The organism is Streptomyces sp. NPDC033216 (assembly GCF_055577115.1).
The window spans coordinates 427,604-445,249 of the sequence record NZ_JBVIQK010000005.1 but is presented as its reverse complement, the minus strand read 5'-3'; the positions used below and the strand labels follow the sequence as shown (position 1 = coordinate 445,249).

At 73.6% G+C, this 17,646-nt stretch carries 17 protein-coding genes and 2 pseudogenes; 7 read left to right on the top strand and 12 right to left on the bottom strand.

The genetic code is table 11. The features are described from left to right. Positions 1-14: 14 nt before the first annotated feature. The 5 genes from ACZ5Y0_RS13685 to ACZ5Y0_RS13665 form a co-directional block, all read right to left on the bottom strand. On the bottom strand, positions 15-1,166 hold the full coding sequence (locus ACZ5Y0_RS13685; RefSeq protein WP_469128823.1) for a hypothetical protein: 1,152 nt from the start codon (positions 1,164-1,166) through the stop codon (positions 15-17). Then, complete coding sequence (locus ACZ5Y0_RS13680) at positions 1,163-1,987, bottom strand: COG1470 family protein (protein ID WP_469128822.1); 825 nt, start codon at positions 1,985-1,987, stop codon at positions 1,163-1,165. The genes ACZ5Y0_RS13685 and ACZ5Y0_RS13680 overlap by 4 nt, the downstream gene beginning before the upstream one ends. A 21-nt stretch (positions 1,988-2,008) precedes the next feature. After that, on the bottom strand, positions 2,009-2,689 hold the full coding sequence (locus ACZ5Y0_RS13675; protein WP_469128821.1) for an LPXTG cell wall anchor domain-containing protein: 681 nt from the start codon (positions 2,687-2,689) through the stop codon (positions 2,009-2,011). 516 nt (positions 2,690-3,205) lie between these two features. Then, positions 3,206-3,688, bottom strand: a complete 483-nt coding sequence (locus ACZ5Y0_RS13670; protein WP_469128820.1) for an ATP-binding protein — start codon at positions 3,686-3,688, stop codon at positions 3,206-3,208. 341 nt (positions 3,689-4,029) lie between these two features. Further along, the gene (locus tag ACZ5Y0_RS13665; RefSeq protein ID WP_469128819.1) at positions 4,030-4,407 is read right to left on the bottom strand and encodes an STAS domain-containing protein; all 378 of its coding nucleotides are present in this window, start codon (positions 4,405-4,407) and stop codon (positions 4,030-4,032) included. A 233-nt stretch (positions 4,408-4,640) separates the two neighbouring features. Between ACZ5Y0_RS13665 and ACZ5Y0_RS13660 the strand changes: the two genes are divergently transcribed. Beyond that, entirely contained in the window at positions 4,641-5,558 is a 918-nt protein-coding gene (locus tag ACZ5Y0_RS13660; protein ID WP_469128818.1) for an RNA polymerase sigma factor SigF, read from the top strand. A 162-nt stretch (positions 5,559-5,720) separates the two neighbouring features. Next, positions 5,721-6,701 carry a DMT family transporter gene (locus ACZ5Y0_RS13655; RefSeq protein ID WP_469128817.1) on the top strand — a complete coding sequence of 327 codons (981 nt, stop codon included), beginning with the start codon at positions 5,721-5,723 and terminating at the stop codon, positions 6,699-6,701. Here ACZ5Y0_RS13655 and hutI read toward each other — a convergent pair. From hutI to hutU, 4 genes are all read right to left on the bottom strand, one after another. Beyond that, on the bottom strand, positions 6,641-7,813 hold the full coding sequence (gene hutI, locus ACZ5Y0_RS13650; RefSeq protein WP_469128816.1) for an imidazolonepropionase: 1,173 nt from the start codon (positions 7,811-7,813) through the stop codon (positions 6,641-6,643). The two genes, ACZ5Y0_RS13655 and hutI, sit on opposite strands and share 61 nt — an antisense overlap. A 41-nt stretch (positions 7,814-7,854) precedes the next feature. Further along, the gene (locus ACZ5Y0_RS13645; RefSeq protein ID WP_469128815.1) at positions 7,855-9,204 is read right to left on the bottom strand and encodes a formimidoylglutamate deiminase; all 1,350 of its coding nucleotides are present in this window, start codon (positions 9,202-9,204) and stop codon (positions 7,855-7,857) included. After that, the gene (locus tag ACZ5Y0_RS13640; RefSeq protein ID WP_469128888.1) at positions 9,201-10,403 is read right to left on the bottom strand and encodes an allantoate amidohydrolase; all 1,203 of its coding nucleotides are present in this window, start codon (positions 10,401-10,403) and stop codon (positions 9,201-9,203) included. The genes ACZ5Y0_RS13645 and ACZ5Y0_RS13640 overlap by 4 nt, the downstream gene beginning before the upstream one ends. A gap of 194 nt (positions 10,404-10,597) precedes the next feature. Further along, positions 10,598-12,262 carry a urocanate hydratase gene (hutU, locus tag ACZ5Y0_RS13635; RefSeq protein ID WP_469128814.1) on the bottom strand — a complete coding sequence of 555 codons (1,665 nt, stop codon included), beginning with the start codon at positions 12,260-12,262 and terminating at the stop codon, positions 10,598-10,600. A 611-nt stretch (positions 12,263-12,873) separates the two neighbouring features. Between hutU and ACZ5Y0_RS13630 the strand changes: the two genes are divergently transcribed. The 4 genes and pseudogenes from ACZ5Y0_RS13630 (at position 12,874) to ACZ5Y0_RS13615 (ending at position 14,997) form a co-directional block, all read left to right on the top strand. Further along, entirely contained in the window at positions 12,874-13,275 is a 402-nt protein-coding gene (locus ACZ5Y0_RS13630; RefSeq protein WP_469128813.1) for a hypothetical protein, read from the top strand. Further along, positions 13,272-14,090: a transcriptional regulator gene (locus tag ACZ5Y0_RS13625; protein ID WP_469128812.1), complete on the top strand. Its 819-nt coding sequence runs from the start codon at positions 13,272-13,274 to the stop codon at positions 14,088-14,090. Before ACZ5Y0_RS13630 ends, ACZ5Y0_RS13625 begins: the two co-directional genes overlap by 4 nt. 34 nt (positions 14,091-14,124) lie before the next feature. Continuing rightward, positions 14,125-14,603: pseudogene (locus tag ACZ5Y0_RS13620) on the top strand (roadblock/LC7 domain-containing protein). A 19-nt stretch (positions 14,604-14,622) separates the two neighbouring features. Further along, positions 14,623-14,997, top strand: a complete 375-nt coding sequence (locus tag ACZ5Y0_RS13615; RefSeq protein WP_467511453.1) for a roadblock/LC7 domain-containing protein — start codon at positions 14,623-14,625, stop codon at positions 14,995-14,997. 27 nt (positions 14,998-15,024) lie between these two features. Here the strand turns inward: ACZ5Y0_RS13615 and ACZ5Y0_RS13610 are convergent, their stop codons facing one another. The 3 genes and pseudogenes from ACZ5Y0_RS13610 to ACZ5Y0_RS13600 form a co-directional block, all read right to left on the bottom strand. Beyond that, on the bottom strand, positions 15,025-15,609 hold the full coding sequence (locus tag ACZ5Y0_RS13610; RefSeq protein WP_469128811.1) for a hypothetical protein: 585 nt from the start codon (positions 15,607-15,609) through the stop codon (positions 15,025-15,027). A gap of 121 nt (positions 15,610-15,730) precedes the next feature. Beyond that, positions 15,731-16,765: a MurR/RpiR family transcriptional regulator gene (locus tag ACZ5Y0_RS13605; protein WP_469128810.1), complete on the bottom strand. Its 1,035-nt coding sequence runs from the start codon at positions 16,763-16,765 to the stop codon at positions 15,731-15,733. After that, positions 16,762-16,935 (bottom strand): annotated as a pseudogene (locus ACZ5Y0_RS13600) (histidine ammonia-lyase); the annotation flags it as partial. The gene ACZ5Y0_RS13605 and the pseudogene ACZ5Y0_RS13600, both read right to left, overlap by 4 nt. A 135-nt stretch (positions 16,936-17,070) precedes the next feature. Here ACZ5Y0_RS13600 and ACZ5Y0_RS13595 point away from each other — a divergent pair. After that, positions 17,071-17,496 (top strand): hypothetical protein, encoded by a 426-nt coding sequence (locus ACZ5Y0_RS13595; RefSeq protein WP_469128887.1) that lies wholly within the window; start codon positions 17,071-17,073, stop codon positions 17,494-17,496. Positions 17,497-17,646: the final 150 nt, after the last annotated feature.

Sequence of the window (17,646 nt, the reverse complement as noted above, 5' to 3'; positions counted from 1 at the left end):
TCTCTCACGCTCGCTCACGTCATTCCCTTCCTGCCGGGAGTCTTCGAAGTCGCCGGAGTCGTGGGACTCCTCGGACGGTCGTCGTGCGGTGCGGAGAGCCGGCCCGCCCGGTCCGGACCGGAGTCCGGGGTGAACCACGGCAGGGTCGGAGCTGGGGGCGAGGCCGGTGGTGGTGCCTCGTCGGGGGCGGGCCCGCGCCAGGGCGGGCGGGGCAGGCGGACGGTCGGGCGCGGCTCCCGGTGCCGGCGCGCGACGGCCGGACTCCGGTGACCGCCGGGCGTCCTCCGCCGGCCGTCGGCCGGTCGTGGCCGGACGCGGTCCACCACCGCCATGCCTACGCGGAACACCGCCGCCGGCACCACCAGGCAGAGCAGGATCCAGAACAGGGTCACGCCCCAGGGGCGGTCCACGCCCCACGGCTCCTCGGCGAGGACCTTGCCGCCGTACCTGAGGGACACGGTGTAGTCGCCGTGGGCGCCGCCGGCGAGTTCCACGGGGAGTTCGACGCGGGCCCTCTGCCCGGGGGCGACGGTGCCGCGCCACTGGCGTTCGTCCCACTGGGCGGCGAACACGCCATGGGCGGTGCCGACGTGGAAGACCGGGTCCTTCACGGACGCGGTTCCGACGTTGCCGACGGTGAAGACCAGCGTGCGGGTGGGGGGCGCACCGAACCAGGTGAGCACCCCGTCCGAGCCCTTCAGCACGGTGCCGGTCACGACCGACAGCCGACCGCCCACCGTTTCGGCGGGCAGCGGTTCGACGGCGTGCCCGGCCACCTGGAACACCGCGTCGGCCTGCGCCTTCGCCCCGGTCGCGGTGGCCACGTGCACCACGCAGGGGCACGGCACGGGCGGTTCGGCCACCGGCAGCGCGCGGCTGAAACGGCCGTCGGCGTCGGTGGTGACGGCCCGGCCGTCGGCGTTGGCGCAGGAGTTGGTGCCGCCGATGACGCCCCTAGACGGCTCGGCCTGCCCGCAGACCAGCAGCATCAGCAGCGCCCGGGGCCGCCATCCGCTGCCGCTCACGGTGAGGGACCCGCCGGTCCCCGCCTGCGACGCGGACAGCTTCACGGTGGGCGTCCCGGCCGCCGAGGCCGTCCCCGCCCAGGGCAGCGCCAGCAGCGCCAGCACTAGGGACAGCACCGGAATCCGCACCTTGGCGCTCACGTCGACTCCACCTCCGGGTGCGGGGGTTCGGCCGCCGTGCGGCGCCTTCGCCGGCGTAGGGCCACGGGGGGCGCGGCGAGCAGGAGCGCGCCGGCCGTCGTTCCGGCCGCCGTGCGCCAGGGCACGAACCGGGCCGACGCCGTGCCCGTGGCCCGCGCCCCGCCGGACGCGGTCACCGTCAGCCGGACGGTCACCGCGTCCAGGGCGGGGCGGTCGGGCCAGGGCTCGTCGAGCTTGAGGCGGCCGCCCGGCGGCAGGCGGACGGGCAATTTGCGCGGGGCGCGGTCGAGGACGGTGCCGAGGACGCCGTCCGCGCGCACGGCGAGCCGGGGCGCGAGGACCGTCGTACCGCGGTTGACCAGCTCGTACGTGATCCGTCCGGCCCGTACGGCCACGTGCTCGACGGTCAGCGCCGCCAGCCGGGGACCGCCGACCCGCAGCATCAGCCCTACCGACGCCGCCCTGCCGTCCGCGGCGCGTACGACGATCGTGGCGGGGCGGTCGCCGGGAGCCGCGCCCGGCGGGACGGCCAGGGTGAAGGGCACCTCGGCGCGGGTGCGGGCGGGAACACGCAGGGTGGTCCCGGCGAGGGTGATCGGCAGGCCGGTGGCACGCAGCCGGACGGTGAGCGCCCGGCTGCCCCGGTTGGTGACGGCGAGGGTGTCCCGGAGCACCGCGCCGGGCGCGCCCTCCGCGTAGAAGGACGGCCTGTCCCGGCCGAGGGGAGCGGCGGACCAGCCGGCCTCGACGGGAGCGGCGGCCGGCGGGAGCGGCAGGACGGGCAGGGTCAGCAGCAGGGCACAGGCGGTGGCGTACGGCATCGGCGGCTCCCGAGGGTGAGGTCAGCGCGTCTGGTTCCGCCGGGTCAGCCACAGGGTGCCCGCCGCGCCGGCCAGGAGGACCGTGCCGCCGAGGGTGGCGAGGGCGATCGCGGAGTCCTCGGGGCCGGTCCGCGGGAGGGTGCCGGAGCCGCTGTCGTTCCGGGTGCCGCCGCCGGCCTGTGTCCCGCCGTCCTCGGCCTTCACGTCGAGGGTGAGCGACGGCGGGGGGCTCTTGGTGGGGGTGCAGGTGGTGGTCGTACCGAGCGCCTTGATGGTGAGGACACCGGCGGTGAAGGTGACCTTGCCGGTGTTCCTCGGGGTGTACGTACCGCTCAGGTCGTTGATCTTGATGGGTGTGTCGGCGGGGACGGCCTGCTGGTTGGCGGGGCCGCTGACGTTCAGGGTGCCGTTGTCGGCGCCGCCGAGCCTGATGGTCGCGCTGGGGGTCATCGCGCCCTTGCCGAGTTCGACGGGGCTGGAGGAGACGCCCTTCTGCCAGGACATGGTGATCTTGTAGGTGCCGCCGCTCTCGACCCCCTTGATGTCGATGGGCGAGACGGCACTCTTGTCGCCGACGGGCGTCTTGCAGGCGTAGTTCACGTCGACGACCTGGGCACTGGCCGCGGTGACGGCCATCCACACCACCGGTCCGGCCAGGGCCGCGGCGGTCGCGAGCACGGCGGTTGGCTTCCGGTACGACACGGTCCCCTCATTCCTGACAGGTCGTCGGAGGCACCGTTTCCTGACGGTGCATCAGATAGGGCCGTCAAGGTACGCCCGGGGCCGTGAGGAAGGAAGGGGAGGCGCACGCCGGAGTTGCGACGATCCGGCGTGCGGGGGCGGGTGGCCTGGAGGGGTCCGGTCCCGACGCCCCAAGGACGGCCGCAGCAGGCCCCGACACCGCGCGCTCAGGCCCGGTGCTCCACAGGCACGGCAGCTCACGCTGGGCCGCCCAGACGCGGCACTCCACAGGCGCGGCACTCTCAAGCACCGCACGCTCAGAGCAGGGCACGTACACGCAGGGCCGCTCAGGCGCGGCACTCCACAGGCGCGGCACTCTCAAGCACCGCACGCTCAGAGCAGGGCCGCTCAGGCGTGGCACGCCACAGGTGCGGCACTCTCAGGCACGGACGGCACGGCCACCGTGCCGTCAGGGCGTCGGCGCCGCTCCCCGCACGCGGGGCGGCGGCGTCACCCCGGCGGGCGGGGCGCCGCGGCTCACGCCGGGGCGCCCAGTTCCGCCCAGACCGTCTTGCCCGCGACACCCGGGGTCCGTACGACTCCCCAGTCCAGGCAGAGACGCTGCACGATGAACATGCCGTGGCCGCCGGGGCGTCCGGCGCGGTGCGGGGTGCGGGGGGCGGGCTGGCCCGTGCCGCGGTCGGAGACCTCGACGCGGATCACCTTGTTGTCGCAGCCGAGCTGGAGCTGGTCCGGGCCCTCGGCGTGCAGGCAGGCGTTGGTGACCAGTTCGGAGACGACGAGCAGCACGTCCTCGGCGGCGGCCCGCTGGTCGGCGCCCGCCGCGGGCAGCCAGCCCCACGCGTACAACGCCTGACGGGCGAAGTCGCGGGCGAGGGGTACGACCCCGCTCTCGCCGTCGAAGCTCAGCCTGCGGACCTGACGACCCGCCGACGCTCCGGAAGCGCCGCTGGGCTCCGGGCCGCGGTCGCCCGGCGGACAAGGCCGGGTGGTGCTCATCAGCGCTTCACCTCACCGATTCACCAGTTCAGGGTTCAATTCAGAGTTCAGTTCGTGCGGTTCATCGCTCACACGATGAGGGATTCTGCGGGTGCACGGCATCCCGGCGGTGCCGGAGCCGGTACACACGGCCGGGGGCCGTCGCACCGTCGGTCTGCGCATCCCGCCCCCTCATCGTGCTGTGCCACCGACATGTTCAGGTGTCTCCTGCCCGACGGATCCGGCGGAACACCCCTCGTTCGCCCGTAGGTGACCGCCCTGTCCACTCCTGTGTGTACCGCGACGCGCCCGAGTGCCGGTCGCGCCTGGCCGCAGGATGGGCCGAGGGGCGGGCCCCGGAGTCAGCCGTCGCCGTCCGCGAGGGCCGCCTCGACCGTGTCGTGCACGGTGAAGACGGCGTCAGCGCCGGTGATCTCGAAGACCCGGGCCACCACGGGCAGCATGCCCGCCAGGTGCACTCCGCCCCCCGCGGCCTCCGCCTTCAGGCGGGCGCCGAGAAGGACGTTGAGCCCCGTGGAGTCACAGAACTCCAGCCGTGAGCAGTCCACGACAAGGCGGCTCAGCCCCTTGGCGAGGCAGTCCTCCAGTGGCTCACGCAACAGATCGGCCGTGTGGTGATCCAACTCACCGGCCGGGGTCACGACGGCGCTGGAGCCCTCTTGCCGAATTTCCACCATGAGCCGGCCAGACTGTGCGCTGCCGACCGTCCCGCGGTCCATGCCGTGTCTCTCCCGAGGTCGTGACTGCTAGCTGACGCCCTCGAACACTACGCCTTCGATACGCACTCCAACAGCCGAACAATCACCCACAAACAGACATAACCTAACAAACCGCACTTGCGATCGGTCAAGTAAAGCGGGTAGGGCTAGAGGAACACACCCGACACGGCCGGCTTGGAGGCGCCGCACACCGTAGTGCACGCATTGGCTTCGGCAGCCGTATGCCGAGAACGATGGAGGACATCATGTCATCCCGGCTCGACGCTCCGCATACCCACAGGGCGTCGTCGACACCCCCTCCGGAAGAACTGCTTCCCGTCGAGCGGAGCGGCGATCCCCGTGACGCCCTCGCCGGTCTCCCGGAGATCCCCCCGTACGACGAGGTGGGACCCGTCGACGCGCGGGCCCTGTCCAAGACCCTCTTCGAGCGATTGGCATCGCTGGAGGAAGGCACGTACGCGTACTCGTACGTGCGCAACACCCTCGTCGAACTGAACCTCGCGCTGGTCAAATTCGCGGCCTCCCGCTTCCGCTCACGCAGCGAGCCCATGGAGGACATCATCCAGGTCGGCACGATCGGCCTGATCAAGGCGATCGACCGGTTCGAACTCAGCCGTGGTGTGGAGTTCCCCACCTTCGCGATGCCAACCATCGTGGGCGAGATCAAGCGGTTCTTCCGTGACACGTCCTGGTCCGTGCGCGTCCCGCGCCGGCTCCAGGAGCTGCGGATCGACCTGGCCAAGGCCGGCGACGAACTGGCCCAGAAGCTCGACCGCGCCCCCACCGCGGCCGAGCTGGCGGAGCGCCTGGGGATCTCCCACGAGGAGGTCGTCGAGGGCATGGCCGCCTCGAACGCGTACACCGCGGCCTCGCTGGACGCCCAGGCGGATGAGGACGACGCGGAGGGCGCCCTCGCCGACCGCATCGGCTACGAGGACCACGGACTGGAAGGCATCGAGTACGTCGAGTCGTTGAAGCCGCTGATCGCCGGGCTCCCGCCCCGCGACCGGAAGATCCTGTCGCTGCGCTTCGTCGCCGGGATGACCCAGTCGGAGATCGGCGAGGACCTCGGCATCTCCCAGATGCATGTCTCGCGGCTGCTGTCCCGCACGCTGGTGCGGCTGCGCGAGGGCTTGACGCTGGAGGAGTGAGCACGCCTCCCCGGCGGCGCGGCGGACGGGGGCGGAGTGGCGTACGGACGGGACGGGCCGTCCTCATCGTGAGACAAGGCGCTGACTCGGCTCCCCCTCCTCCCTTACGCTGTGCCGTCCCTCTGACCAGCAGTGGGGCCGCCTGCTGCCGTGAGGACCCCGATGCCCGCTTCCCTCTCCCGCCTCGGCCGGTTCGCCGATCTCCCCGTGCTGTTGGTCGCCGTGGTGTGGGGGTCCAGTTACCTCGCCGCCAAGGGCGTGACCACCGCGGACACCGTGCTGGCCGTGCTCGTGCTGCGGTTCGCCGTGGTGCTTCCGGTACTGGTGGCCGTCGGGTGGAGGCGACTGCGGGCGCTGAGCGGCACACAGTGGCGGGGGGCGGGGCTGCTCGGCCTGATCCTCGCGGGGATCTTCCTCCTGGAGACGTACGGGGTGGTGCACACCTCCGCCACGAACGCCGGGCTGATCATCAGTCTGACCATGGTGTTCACGCCGCTCGCGGAGAGCCGGGTGCGCGGGGTGCGGCTGCCGGGGGCGTTCCTGGCGGCGGCGGGGGTCTCGGTGGCGGGCGTGGCACTGCTGACACAGGGCGCGGGGTTCACCGCTCCGTCCGGGGGCGACCTGCTGATGCTGGGGGCGGCGGTCGTCCGTACCGTGCACGTGCTGGCGATGGCGCGCGCGGACTCGGTGCGGGGGGCGGACGCGCTGTCCCTGACGACCGTCCAACTGGGCGGTGCCGTCGTCGTCTTCGCGGTGCTGGTGGCGATGCCGGGGACGGGGGCGTCGCCGTGGTCCGCCGCGGCCGGCTTCGACGCCGGGGACTGGGCGGGCCTGGTCTATCTCTCCGTGTTCTGCACGCTGTTCGCGTTCTTCGTGCAGATGTGGGCCGTCCGCCGTACGTCGCCCTCACGGGTCAGCCTGCTGCTGGGCACCGAGCCCGTGTGGGCGGCGGTCGTGGGCATCGCGCTCGCCGGGGACCGGCCGGGGTGGCCGGGCTTCGTGGGCGCGGTACTCGTCCTCGTGGGTACGGCGTGGGGGCGGTCGGTGGCGGACCGGGGGCGGGCGTCCCTGGACGAGCCCTCTCAGACCACCCGTACGCCCCGTCGCCACACCTGCGAGACGAGCGGCACGCCCGGACGGTAGGCCAGGTGGACGTGGCTCGGGGCGTCCAGGAGGGTCAGGTCGGCGTAGGCGCCCGGGGTCACGCGGCCCACGTCCGTGCGGCGCAGGGCCGCGGCGCCGCCCGCCGTGGCCGACCAGACCGCCTCGTCCGGGGTCATCCGCATGTCGCGTACGGCGAGCGCCACGCAGAAGGGGACGGAGGACGTGAAGGACGAGCCCGGATTGCAGTCCGTGGAGAGGGCCACCGTGACGCCGGCGTCGAGGAGGCGGCGGGCGTCCGGCCACTCGGCCCGGGTGGAGAACTCGGCGCCGGGCAGCAGCGTGGCGACCGTGGCGCTGTTCGCGAGGGCGTCGACGTCGGCGTCGGTGAGATGGGTGCAGTGGTCCGCGCTGGCCGCGTCGAGCTCGACCGCCAGCTGTACGCCGGGGCCGTGGGAGAGCTGGTTGGCGTGGACGCGGGGGTGCAGGCCCCTGGCCTGGCCGGCGGTGAGGATCGCGCGGGCCTGCTCGCCGTCGAAGGCGCCCTCCTCGCAGAAGACGTCGATCCAGCGGGCGTGCGGGGCACAGGCGTCGAGCATCTCACCGGTGACGAGGGCGACGTAGGCGGCGGGGTCGTCCGCGAAGTCCGGGGAGACGATGTGGGCGCCCAGGTAGGTGACCTCATCGGTGTGGGCCGCGGCGATGCGCAGGGCGCGGGCCTCGTCGGCGACCGTCAGGCCGTAGCCGGACTTCGTCTCGAAGGTGGTCGTGCCCTGGCGGAGGGCCTCGGCGAGGTAGCGGGTGAGGTTGGCCTCCAGCTCGGCGTCCGTGGCCGCGCGGGTCGCCGCGACCGTCGTACGGATGCCGCCCGCGCTGTACGCCCGGCCGGACATGCGGGCGTTGAACTCCTGCGTGCGGTCGCCCGCGAAGACGAGGTGGGAGTGGGAGTCGACGAACCCCGGAAGCACCGCCCGGCCGCCGGCGTCGACCCGGTTGTCGGTGGCGGGTGCTTTGCTCGACTCACCGGTCCACGCGACGCGGTCGCCGTCGATGACGACGGCCGCGTCCTGGAGCAGGCCGAGAGGGGAGCCGTCACCCAGGCAGGGGTCGTTGGTGACCAGCGTGGCGATGTTGGTGATGACGGTGCTGCTCATCGTGTCCTCGTGGGCGTCGGCATGGGCGTCGGTGAATGGGGTCAGGGGCGCAGGGCTTCGACGGCCCGCGCGAGGGCCTGCGGTACATCCGGTACGAGCGTGTGCGCCCCGTCCCGCACGACGTGCCGCCCCGCGACGACCGTGTGCCGTACGTCGGCCGCGCTCGACGCGAAGACGGCCGTCTCGGCGCCCAGCCCGGGCGGCGGGCCCGCGGTCCTGACCGAGTCGAGCGCGATCGTCGTGAAGTCGGCGGCCCTGCCGGGCTCCAGGGTGCCCGCGTCGTCCCGGCCGAGGGCCGCGTGACCGTCGGCGGAGGCGGCCCGCAGCAGAGCGGCGGCCGTCCAGTGGCCCCGAGTGCGGGTGCGCAGCCGCTCGTTCAGCTCCATCGCGCGGGCCTCTTCGAGCAGGTCGATCACGGCGTGGCTGTCGGAGCCGAGGGAGAGCGGGGAGCCCGCCCGCTGGAGGGCGACGGCCGGGCCGATGCCGTCGGCGAGGTCCCGTTCCGTCGTGGGGCACATGCAGGTGCCCGTGCGGGAGCGGCCGAGGAGGGCGATGTCCTCGTCGGTGAGGTGTGTGTTGTGGACGCCGGTGGTGCGCTCGCCGAGGACGCCGTGCTCGGCGAGGAGCTGCGTCGGGGTGCGGCCGTGGGCCTCGCGGCAGGCGTCGTTCTCGGCGGTCTGCTCGGACAGGTGGACGTGCAGCGGCGCCCCGCGCTCCTGCGCCCAGCGGGCCACGGTCGCCAGCTGCGCGGCGGGCACGGCCCGTACGGAGTGGATCGCGGCCCCGATCCGTGCGTGGTCCCGTTCCTCGAGAAGGGAACAGCGTTCGGCCCACGCGTCCGCGTCGCCGTCGGAGAAGCGGAGCTGGTGGGCGTTGGGGGGCTGTCCGAAGCCGGCGGAGAGGTAGGCGGTGTCGAGGAGCGTGATGCGGATGCCGGCTTCGGCGGCGGCCTCGATCAGGGCCTCGCCCATCGCGTTGGGGTCACCGTAGGGGGTGCCGCCGGGCGCGTGGTGCACGTAGTGGAACTCGCCGACGGCGGTGATGCCGGCCAGCGCCATCTCGGCGTACACCGCGCGGGCCAGCTGGTGGTAGGTCTCCGGGGTCAGCCGGTCGGCGACGGAGTACATGACCTCGCGCCAGGTCCAGAAGGTGCCGGAGCCGACCTGGACGGTGCCGCGCAGGGCGCGGTGGAAGGCGTGGCTGTGGGCGTTCGCCAGGCCGGGCACGGTGAGACCGCGCAGGATTTCGGCGCCCGGGGGCGGGGTGTCGACTCCCGTGCGGACGGCGGTGATCCGGCCGTCCGCCGTGTCGAGGGCGACGCCCGGCTCGACGCGGGTGTCGAGCCAGGCGTGTTCCAGCCAGTACGTCCGTGTCCGCGGCGTGGGGGTCACGTGCAGGCCAGCCCTTCCAGTGCGTCGGCGAGTGCGAGCACCCCGGCCACGCAGTCGTCCTCGGCCGCGGTTTCGGCCGGGGAGTGCGAGACGCCCGTGGGGTTGCGCACGAACAGCATGGCGGTCGGGATGCTCCCGGAGAGGATCCCGGCGTCGTGTCCGGCGCCCGTGCCGAGGACGGGGACCCTGAGGTCGGCGTCCCGGCCCAGGAGACGGGCTAGTTCGTCGCGCAGGGCGTGGTCGAACTCGACGACGGGCGTGAAGGACTCGCGGACGACGTCCAGGTCGACTCCGTGCGCCGCCGCGTACTCGCGGGCCGCCCGCTCGACGCCGCCGACCACCTGGTCCAGGCTCCCCTGGTCGGCGGCGCGGGAGTCGAGCCAGCCGCGCACCAGGGAGGGGACGGCGTTGACGCCGTTCGGCTCGACCGAGATCTTGCCGAAGGTGGCGACGGCGCCGGCCAGGCGTGCCTCGCGGCGGGCGGCGAGCACGGTCTCGGCGTACGGCAGCATCGGGTCGCGGCGGTCCACCAGCCGGGTGGTGCCGGCGTGGTTGGCCTCGCCCCGGAAGTCGAACCGCCAGCGGCCGTGCGGCCAGATGGCGCCGGCGATGCCCACCGGGTCGCCGCTGAGGTCGAGGGCGCGGCCCTGCTCGACGTGCAGTTCGACGAAGGCGCCGATCCGGTCCAGCCGCTCCGGGTCCGGGCCGATGGCGTCGGGGTCGTGACCGGCGGCCTCCATGGCTCGCGGGAGGGTGATGCCGTCGCCGTCGGTCAGCCGGTGCGCCTGCTCGACCGTGAGGTGTCCGGCGGTGAGCCGGGAGCCGACACAGGCGAGCCCGAAGCGGGCGCCCTCCTCGTCGCCGAAGTTGACGAGGGCGAGGGGCTTGGCGAACCGGGCTCCCCGGCGGCGCAGTTCGTCGAGGGCGGCGAAGGACGACACGACGCCGAGGGGACCGTCGAAGGCACCCCCGTCGGGCACCGAGTCGAGGTGCGACCCGGTGACGACGGCGTCCCCGGCGGCGGGGTCGCCGAGCCAGGCCCACTGGTTGCCGTTGCGGTCGATCTCGTAGGCGAGCCCGCGTGCCTCGGCCTGCTCCTTGAACCAGGCTCGGCAGTCGGCGTCGGCGGCCGTCCAGGCGTAGCGGCGGTAGCCACCGGAGTCGGCGTTCCGGCCGAGGGGACGAAGCTCACGCCACATCTCGTGGAAGGAACTGCCCAGAGCGCTCGCGGGCTGCGTGCCGTCGCTGACCCCGGCCCGCTCAGCCCGCGGGCCCTCCGCCGCCGGCCGTACTGGCTGTGGGCGGTCGTTCGGAAGCGCGGAAGGGACGGGCACGGCCGGACCCGCACCCGGCGAGGAGGGACCAGCGCCCTCCGGACGGTCGCCGTCGGCTCTCATGTCCCCTCACCCTCGCGCATCGGCACCCGCACGTCCCGCTCGTCCGCGACCGACTCCGCGATGTCGTAGCCGGCGTCCACGTGCCGGATGACCCCCATTCCGGGGTCGTTGGTCAGCACGCGCCGGATCTTCTCGCCGGCCAGCTCCGTGCCGTCGGCGACGGTCACCTGGCCGGCGTGGAGGGAGCGGCCCATGCCGACCCCGCCGCCGTGGTGGATCGACACCCAGGAGGCGCCCGAGGCCACGTTGACCATCGCGTTCAGCAGCGGCCAGTCGGCGATCGCGTCGGAGCCGTCGAGCATGGCCTCCGTCTCTCGGTAGGGCGAGGCGACGGAGCCGCAGTCGAGGTGGTCCCGCCCGATGGCCAGCGGCGCGGCCAGTTCGCCGCTCGCGACCATGTCGTTGAACCGCTCACCGGCCTTGTCGCGCTCGCCGTAGCCGAGCCAGCAGATGCGGGCGGGCAGGCCCTGGAAGTGGACGCGCTCACCGGCCAGCTTGATCCAGCGGGCGAGGGACTCGTTGCGGGGGAAGAGGTCGAGCATCGCCTTGTCGGTCTTGGCGATGTCGGCGGGGTCGCCGGACAGGGCAGCCCAGCGGAAGGGGCCCTTGCCCTCGCAGAACAGCGGGCGGATATAGGCGGGGACGAACCCGGGGAAGGCGAACGCCCGGTCATAACCGGCCAGTTGGGCCTCACCGCGGATGGAGTTGCCGTAGTCGAAGACCTCGGCGCCGGCGTCCAGGAAGCCGACCATCGCCTCGACGTGCCGGGCCATCGACTCGCGGGCCCGGGTGGTGAAGCCGGCCGGGTCCTTCGCGGCGGCGTCGGCCATGTCCTCGAAGGCGAGCCCGGTGGGCAGGTAGGCCAGCGGGTCGTGGGCCGAGGTCTGGTCGGTGACGATGTCGATGGGGGCGCCCATCGCGAGGAGCCGTGGCACCAGGTCGGCGGCGTTGCCGAGGACGCCGATGGAGAGGGGCTTGCGCTGGTCACGAGCCTCGACGGCCAGCTGGAGGGCGTGCTCCGGGCTGTCCGCCTTCACGTCCAGGTAGCGGTGCTCGATGCGGCGGTCGATGGCACGCGGGTCGCAGTCGACGCAGATCGCCACGCCGTCGTTCATGGTGACGGCGAGCGGCTGGGCGCCACCCATGCCGCCGAGGCCGGCCGTCAGCGTGATGGTCCCGGCGAGGGTGCCACCGAACTTCTTCGCCGCGACGGCGGCGAAGGTCTCGTAGGTTCCCTGGAGGATGCCCTGGGTGCCGATGTAGATCCAGGAGCCGGCGGTCATCTGGCCGTACATGGTCAGCCCGAGCTGTTCCAGCCGACGGAACTCCTCCCAGTTGGCCCAGTCGCCGACGAGGTTGGAGTTGGCGATCAGGACGCGCGGAGCCCATTCGTGGGTCTGCATGACGCCGACCGGGCGGCCGGACTGGACCAGCATGGTCTCGTCCTGCTTCAGCGTCCGCAGGGTGCGCACCATCGCGTCGAAGGAGCGCCAGTCGCGGGCCGCCTTGCCGGTGCCGCCGTAGACGACGAGCTTGTCGGGATGCTCGGCGACCTCCGGGTCGAGGTTGTTCTGGAGCATCCGCAGGGCGGCCTCCTGCTGCCATCCCAGGGCACTCAGTTCCGTACCGCGCGGCGCTCGGACGGGGCGGGGTCCTGACATGGTCTGCCTCCTGGAGGGTGGGCGATCCCGGCGGATTGTTGCAGCGATTATTCATATCCTGGCTCGCTGAATAGGACTAGTCAATACACACGGGGGAGGACGGGCGCGAAGGGGGCGCTTCGGAGGGCGGAACCGGCGCGCCGGGGGCCGGCGGGGGCGCACCCGACCGTCGCTCGAACCGGCGGGGGCGCACCCGACCGGAACCGGCGAGGCCGAACCAGGGCCCGACCGCCGACCCGAACTGGCGCCGCACCGATCGGACCCTGATCGGACCACCGGCCGGACCGCCGGCCGGAGCCTGGGCCGACGGAACGCGTCGGCGGGAATGCCCGGCCACGGCCGCCACGGCGCGCGAACGGGGCCCAGGGAGCGCGCGGCCGGAGCCGACCCGCACCACCCCTCCTCCGCCCGCCCGGCCTTGACGCACACCCGGCGCGACACGGCGCCGCACCGCCACGATGGCGAACCAGCGCGAAAACGAGGCCAGTTGACCCACCCTAGTCAGCGCCGCGCATGTTCCGCCGGAAAATACCAGAAGACTCACCCATCCCGCACACGTTGCGTAGCTTCTTCCTCACTCAGCCGAACCGCAGGCAGGAGGGGAGCCAACGGTGCCCGGAATCGACGAGTGTCTACTGGAGGCCATGCGGCTGCCCGGGGCCCGGGGGGCCGCGCTGGTCGACTGGACCAGCGGGCTGGCCCTCGGCACGGTCGGGGAGTTCCCTGGCGGTGACCACGAGGCCGCGGCCGTGGAGGCGGCGGAGGTCGCGCGGCTCACGGCGGAGCAGCGGGCGTTCACGCCCGAGGACCGCGGGGAGGGCGAGGCGGCCGCCGATCCCCCGGTCGAGGACCTGATCATCAGCAACCGGGACAGCTACCACGTCCTGCGGTTCGTGCCCACGTCCTTCGACAGCAGCGTGTTCCTGCACGTGTGGCTGGCCCGGTCGGACGGCAATCTCGCGCTGGCCCGGATCCGGCTCGGCGAGATGGCCGGCCGGCTGGTGCTGGGATGACCGTCGTGGGGACCACCCCACCGCCCCGGCTGCCGATGCGGGACAGGACGGCGGGCCGGGACGGCGCGGGCGGCGCGGTGTCGCCGATGCTGACCCGGCTCGCCGCCGAGCGGGCCACCGGCGTCCTGGAGCGCGAGCGCGGAACTCTCCACCTGGCCGAGGGCCAGGTGGTGCACGCCGAGAGCCCCTTCGCTCCAGGCCTCGACGTGCTCCTCCTGACCCACGGCACGCTGGAGCCCGGCGCCTGGCGGGAGGCCGTGGAGCGGGCGGGCGAGGAGGCCGGCGCCGCCCGGCTGTTGATCGACGCCGGCCGTATCGGGCGGGGCGCGCTGGAGGTGTGCCACCTGGGGGCGCTGTACGACGCCGCCTACTTCGCGCTCGCGCCGAGCAGCGCACCGGGCCGCTTCCGGTACGGCACCGGTCACTGGTTCGGCACGCTGCGGCCGGTTCCGGTCGACGCGGTGGAGCGCGAGACACTGCGCCGCCGCGAGCTGTTGCACCGGCTGTGGCCCGATCCGCTCCCGGACAGCGCGCCGTTGCTGCGGGCCGACCCGGCCGCCGCCCGGCTTCCGTCGGCCCGGCAGCGCGCGGTGCTGGCGCTGGTGGACGGTGTGCGCACGGCGTCCGACATCGCCCGGGAACTGGGCCGGCCGGCGTTCCCCACGCTGGTGGACGTCCGGCGGCTGGCGGCGGCGGGGCTGCTGACCGCCCGGTTCCCGCCACCCGCCCCACCGCGGGCCCTCTCCCTGCCTCGCGTCGACGACCCCGACATCACCTTGCTGAAGAGGCTCAGGGATGCGCTGGAGGCCCTTTGAACGGCAGCGACCGCGCACCGGGAGGAGCGAGTTGATGACGGCGGAACCCGAGGTGCTCGCCGAGCTGCGGCGACTGCGGGCGCGGGTGCCCCAGCTGGCCGGGGCCCTCGTGGCCGGATGGACGGCCTCGTCCTCGCCCACGACCCGCCCGGCGTGGAGGCGGAGGGAGTGGCCGCGCTCACCGCGACCGCCCTGGCCGTCGCCGTGCGGCTGGCCGACACCACCGGCCAGGGCGACGTCCGTGAACTGCTCGTGCGCGGCGGGTACGGCTACGTGGCGGCGTACGCGGCCGGGCGGAGCGCCGTGCTGACGGTCCTCGCGCAGGACCGCGTCAACGTCGGCCGCCTGCACCTGGAAGGCCGCCGGTCCGGCACCCGCGTCGGCGAACTCGTCGACGCCGCCGAACGGGCGCGCGCCCCGGCGCCGGCCGGGCCGGCCCCTGCCGCCCGCACCAGAGGCGCGGGCACTCCCCGCCCCACGACCACCGAACCCCGTACCACCACCGAAAGTTGAAGGGAACCGAGGACCAGTCATGGCCAACACCGAAACCGCGCTCAAAGAAGCACTCGCCTCCATCGAGGGCGCCACCGGCGTCGCGCTCGTCGACTACACCACCGGCATGGCGCTGGGCACGCTGGGCGGCAGCAAGACCTTCGACCTGAACGTCGCCGCCGCGGGCAACACCGACGTGGTGCGCGCCAAGATGCGCACCATGGAGCACCTCGGCCTCAAGGCCCAGATCGAGGACATCCTGATCACGCTGTCCGACCAGTACCACCTGATCCGCCTGATCAGCGGGCGCGGTGGCAACGGCCTCTTCCTCTACCTGGTCCTGGACGCCAAGCGGGCCAATCTGGCGATGGCCCGCCACCAGCTGAAGCGGATCGAGGAGGACCTGGAGGTCTGAGCCACCAGGCCCTCCACCGGCCGCGAGCTACACGAGTGCCGCGGTGCGGCGGCGCGCTCCGCCGGGAGCCGCGTCGCCCGCCGCGATGCCCGACCTGCGGAAGGACCTGACCGCCTTGCCGGCCGGGCGGCCGCCGTTCCCGGCGAGCCAGTCGACCCGCACCCACAGCAGCGCGTCCTCGGTCCGTTCCAGCCTGCCGAGCCAGGCGGCCTTGAGCCGCAGCCCCGTACCGCACCCGGCGAGCAGCAGGCCGGCCGCGGCGGGCACGGCGAACGCGCTGCCCAGCGCGGCGGTGAAGGCGAGCAGCAGCCACCAGCGGTGGCCGCGGCGCCAGTTGCGCACGGTCACCCCGCGGTCCTGGAGCACATCGTGCTTGCCCGCCCGCACGGCGGCGCGGGCGAGAGCGGTGTACCGCTTGCGCCGCGCCACGAACACCCCGGCCGCCGCCACGATGAACAGCGCGGCCCCCGCCATCACGCCGATCCGCCGTCCCGTGATCCCGGGCGGCAGTACGCCGACGCCGGCCGCGAACACTCCGCACCACCACAACGGCGCGGCCCCGGCCCGTACGACGACGGCCACCCGAGCCAGCCCCTGACCTCCGCGTGCCACGTTCCGCCTCCTCGTCGCCTGCAAACCTCGTATCCCTTTCCGGTCGAGCAGATTAGCGAGCGAACGTGAGACGACAATGAGAACGGCGCGAGAAGGTGCGGGGCGGCGCGAGAAGGCGGACTCACTCCACGAACAGACCCCGCGCCGCCGCCTTCGCGTCGAACTCCTCCAACCGCGCCTGCGCGTCGGGCAGGTCGTCGCACATGGCCTCGAGCAGCACCCGTCCGAGCAGCATCGGGGCGCACGCCGTGTCGAAGGCGAGGCCGGTGCCGACGGCGGCCGGCAGCAGCAGGTCGGAGACCTTGGCGACCGGCGCGAACGCGGAGTCGGCGACCGTGACCACGGTCAGCCCGGCCCCCTTGGCGTAGGCGAGGGCGTCGACGACCTCGCGCGGATGGCGGGGCAGCGCGAAGCACAGCAGCGCGGAGGCGCCCGCGCGGACGGCCGCGTCGACCCGGTCGTGGATCATCGTGCCGCCCTCGTGCAGCAGCCGGACGTCGGGGTGGACCTTGGCGGCGAAGTAGGCGAAGCCGTACGCCTGGGAGGCGGCGGCCCGCAGACCGAGCACGGGCAGCGGCCGGGAGGCCGCGAGCAGCCGGCCCGCCCTCTGCACCGGCCGCGGGTCGGCGAGCACCTCGGCGAGATGCCGGAGGTTCTCGATCTCGGCCTCGACGGCCTGCTGGTACTCGTTGTACGACGCCGAGTCCGCCGTCTGCTCGGCGGGCGTGACCTCGCGCAGGTGCCGGCGCAGGGCGGGGTAGCCGTCGAAGCCGAGGGCGACCGCGAAGCGGGTGACGGAGGGCTGGCTGACCCCGGCCAGTTCGGCCAGCTCGACGCTGGACAGGAAGGGCACGTCGGCGGCACGGCGCACCATGCTGTGCGCGATGCGCCGCTGAGTCGGCGTCAGCCGGTGCCCCTCGAAGAGGGCCTGGAGCCGGTTGGCGGGACTGTCGGTGAGACCCGACGCCGCATCCGGACCCGGTCCGAAGTCCGGACCCGAACCGGAGTCCGGACCCGAACGGGGCCGGGGCCTCGTACCGGAAGCCGAACCCGGTTCCGAACCGACGTCTGGACCCGAACCGGCGACCGGCCCCGGCCCACCGACCGGTCCCGGCCCCACTTCCACACCCGCGTCCTCGTCCTCGTCCGCGCTCATGCCCCGATCCCCCTCCAGATGTCCGTGAACCGGCCCAGCGGCCGGGCCGCCGCAAGCCCCGGCTCGGGCCTCGATTCGCGTCGGCGCAGCGCCCGTACGGCGGCGCCGGGTTCACAGCCGACCACGAGACGGTACGCGCCGCGCACCCGCGGTGTCTGCCGGGCACTCATTCACCTCTCAAGAACTCTGCATGAGGTTATACAGCCGGGCAAGGGCCGACCCCCGCACCAACAGGGGGGCTAACCCCAGTGTCCGTGTCGTGTCCGCTGCCTACCGTGGACGCAATGACGGAACGGGAGACCACCATGGACACGCGGGACACCGAGCTGAAGAAGGAACTCGACGCCACCCTGCAGGCCCGCAGGGAGCTGGGCGAGGAGTACGAGTCCGCGCTGGTGGACTCGTTCCTGGAGAAGGTCGACCAGCGCATCGACGGCACGGTCGAGCGCCGGGTGCGCCGGCAGTTCGCGGAGCAGCAGATGGTGTCGGCCCGGGAGAGCCGCTCGTCCGGGGCCACCGACTCCTGGGGCGAGCGCTTCGGCTTCGGGATCGTCTCGCTGGTGCTGGCGGTCCCGCTGTCCGCGATCGGCGCGGGCGTGGCGGACCTGCCGGGCCTGATCGTGTCCTGGGTGGGCATCGTCGGCATCAACGTCGTCCAGGCCGCCCGGATCAACCCGGCTCTGTTCGGCCGTCGGCAGCGGTCCTCCCAGAACGGCGACTGGGAGGACTGACCCGGATCGGCCGGGTCTGGCATCAGGGCGCCCGAGGGGAACCGAGGGCGACAGCCCGCGGGGAGGAGCAGTGCGCGGGGACCGCCGCACCCCCTGACGGGGGGCGGGACGACGGCGGTCCCCGCGAGGGACGCGGGCCGGGTCGGGCCG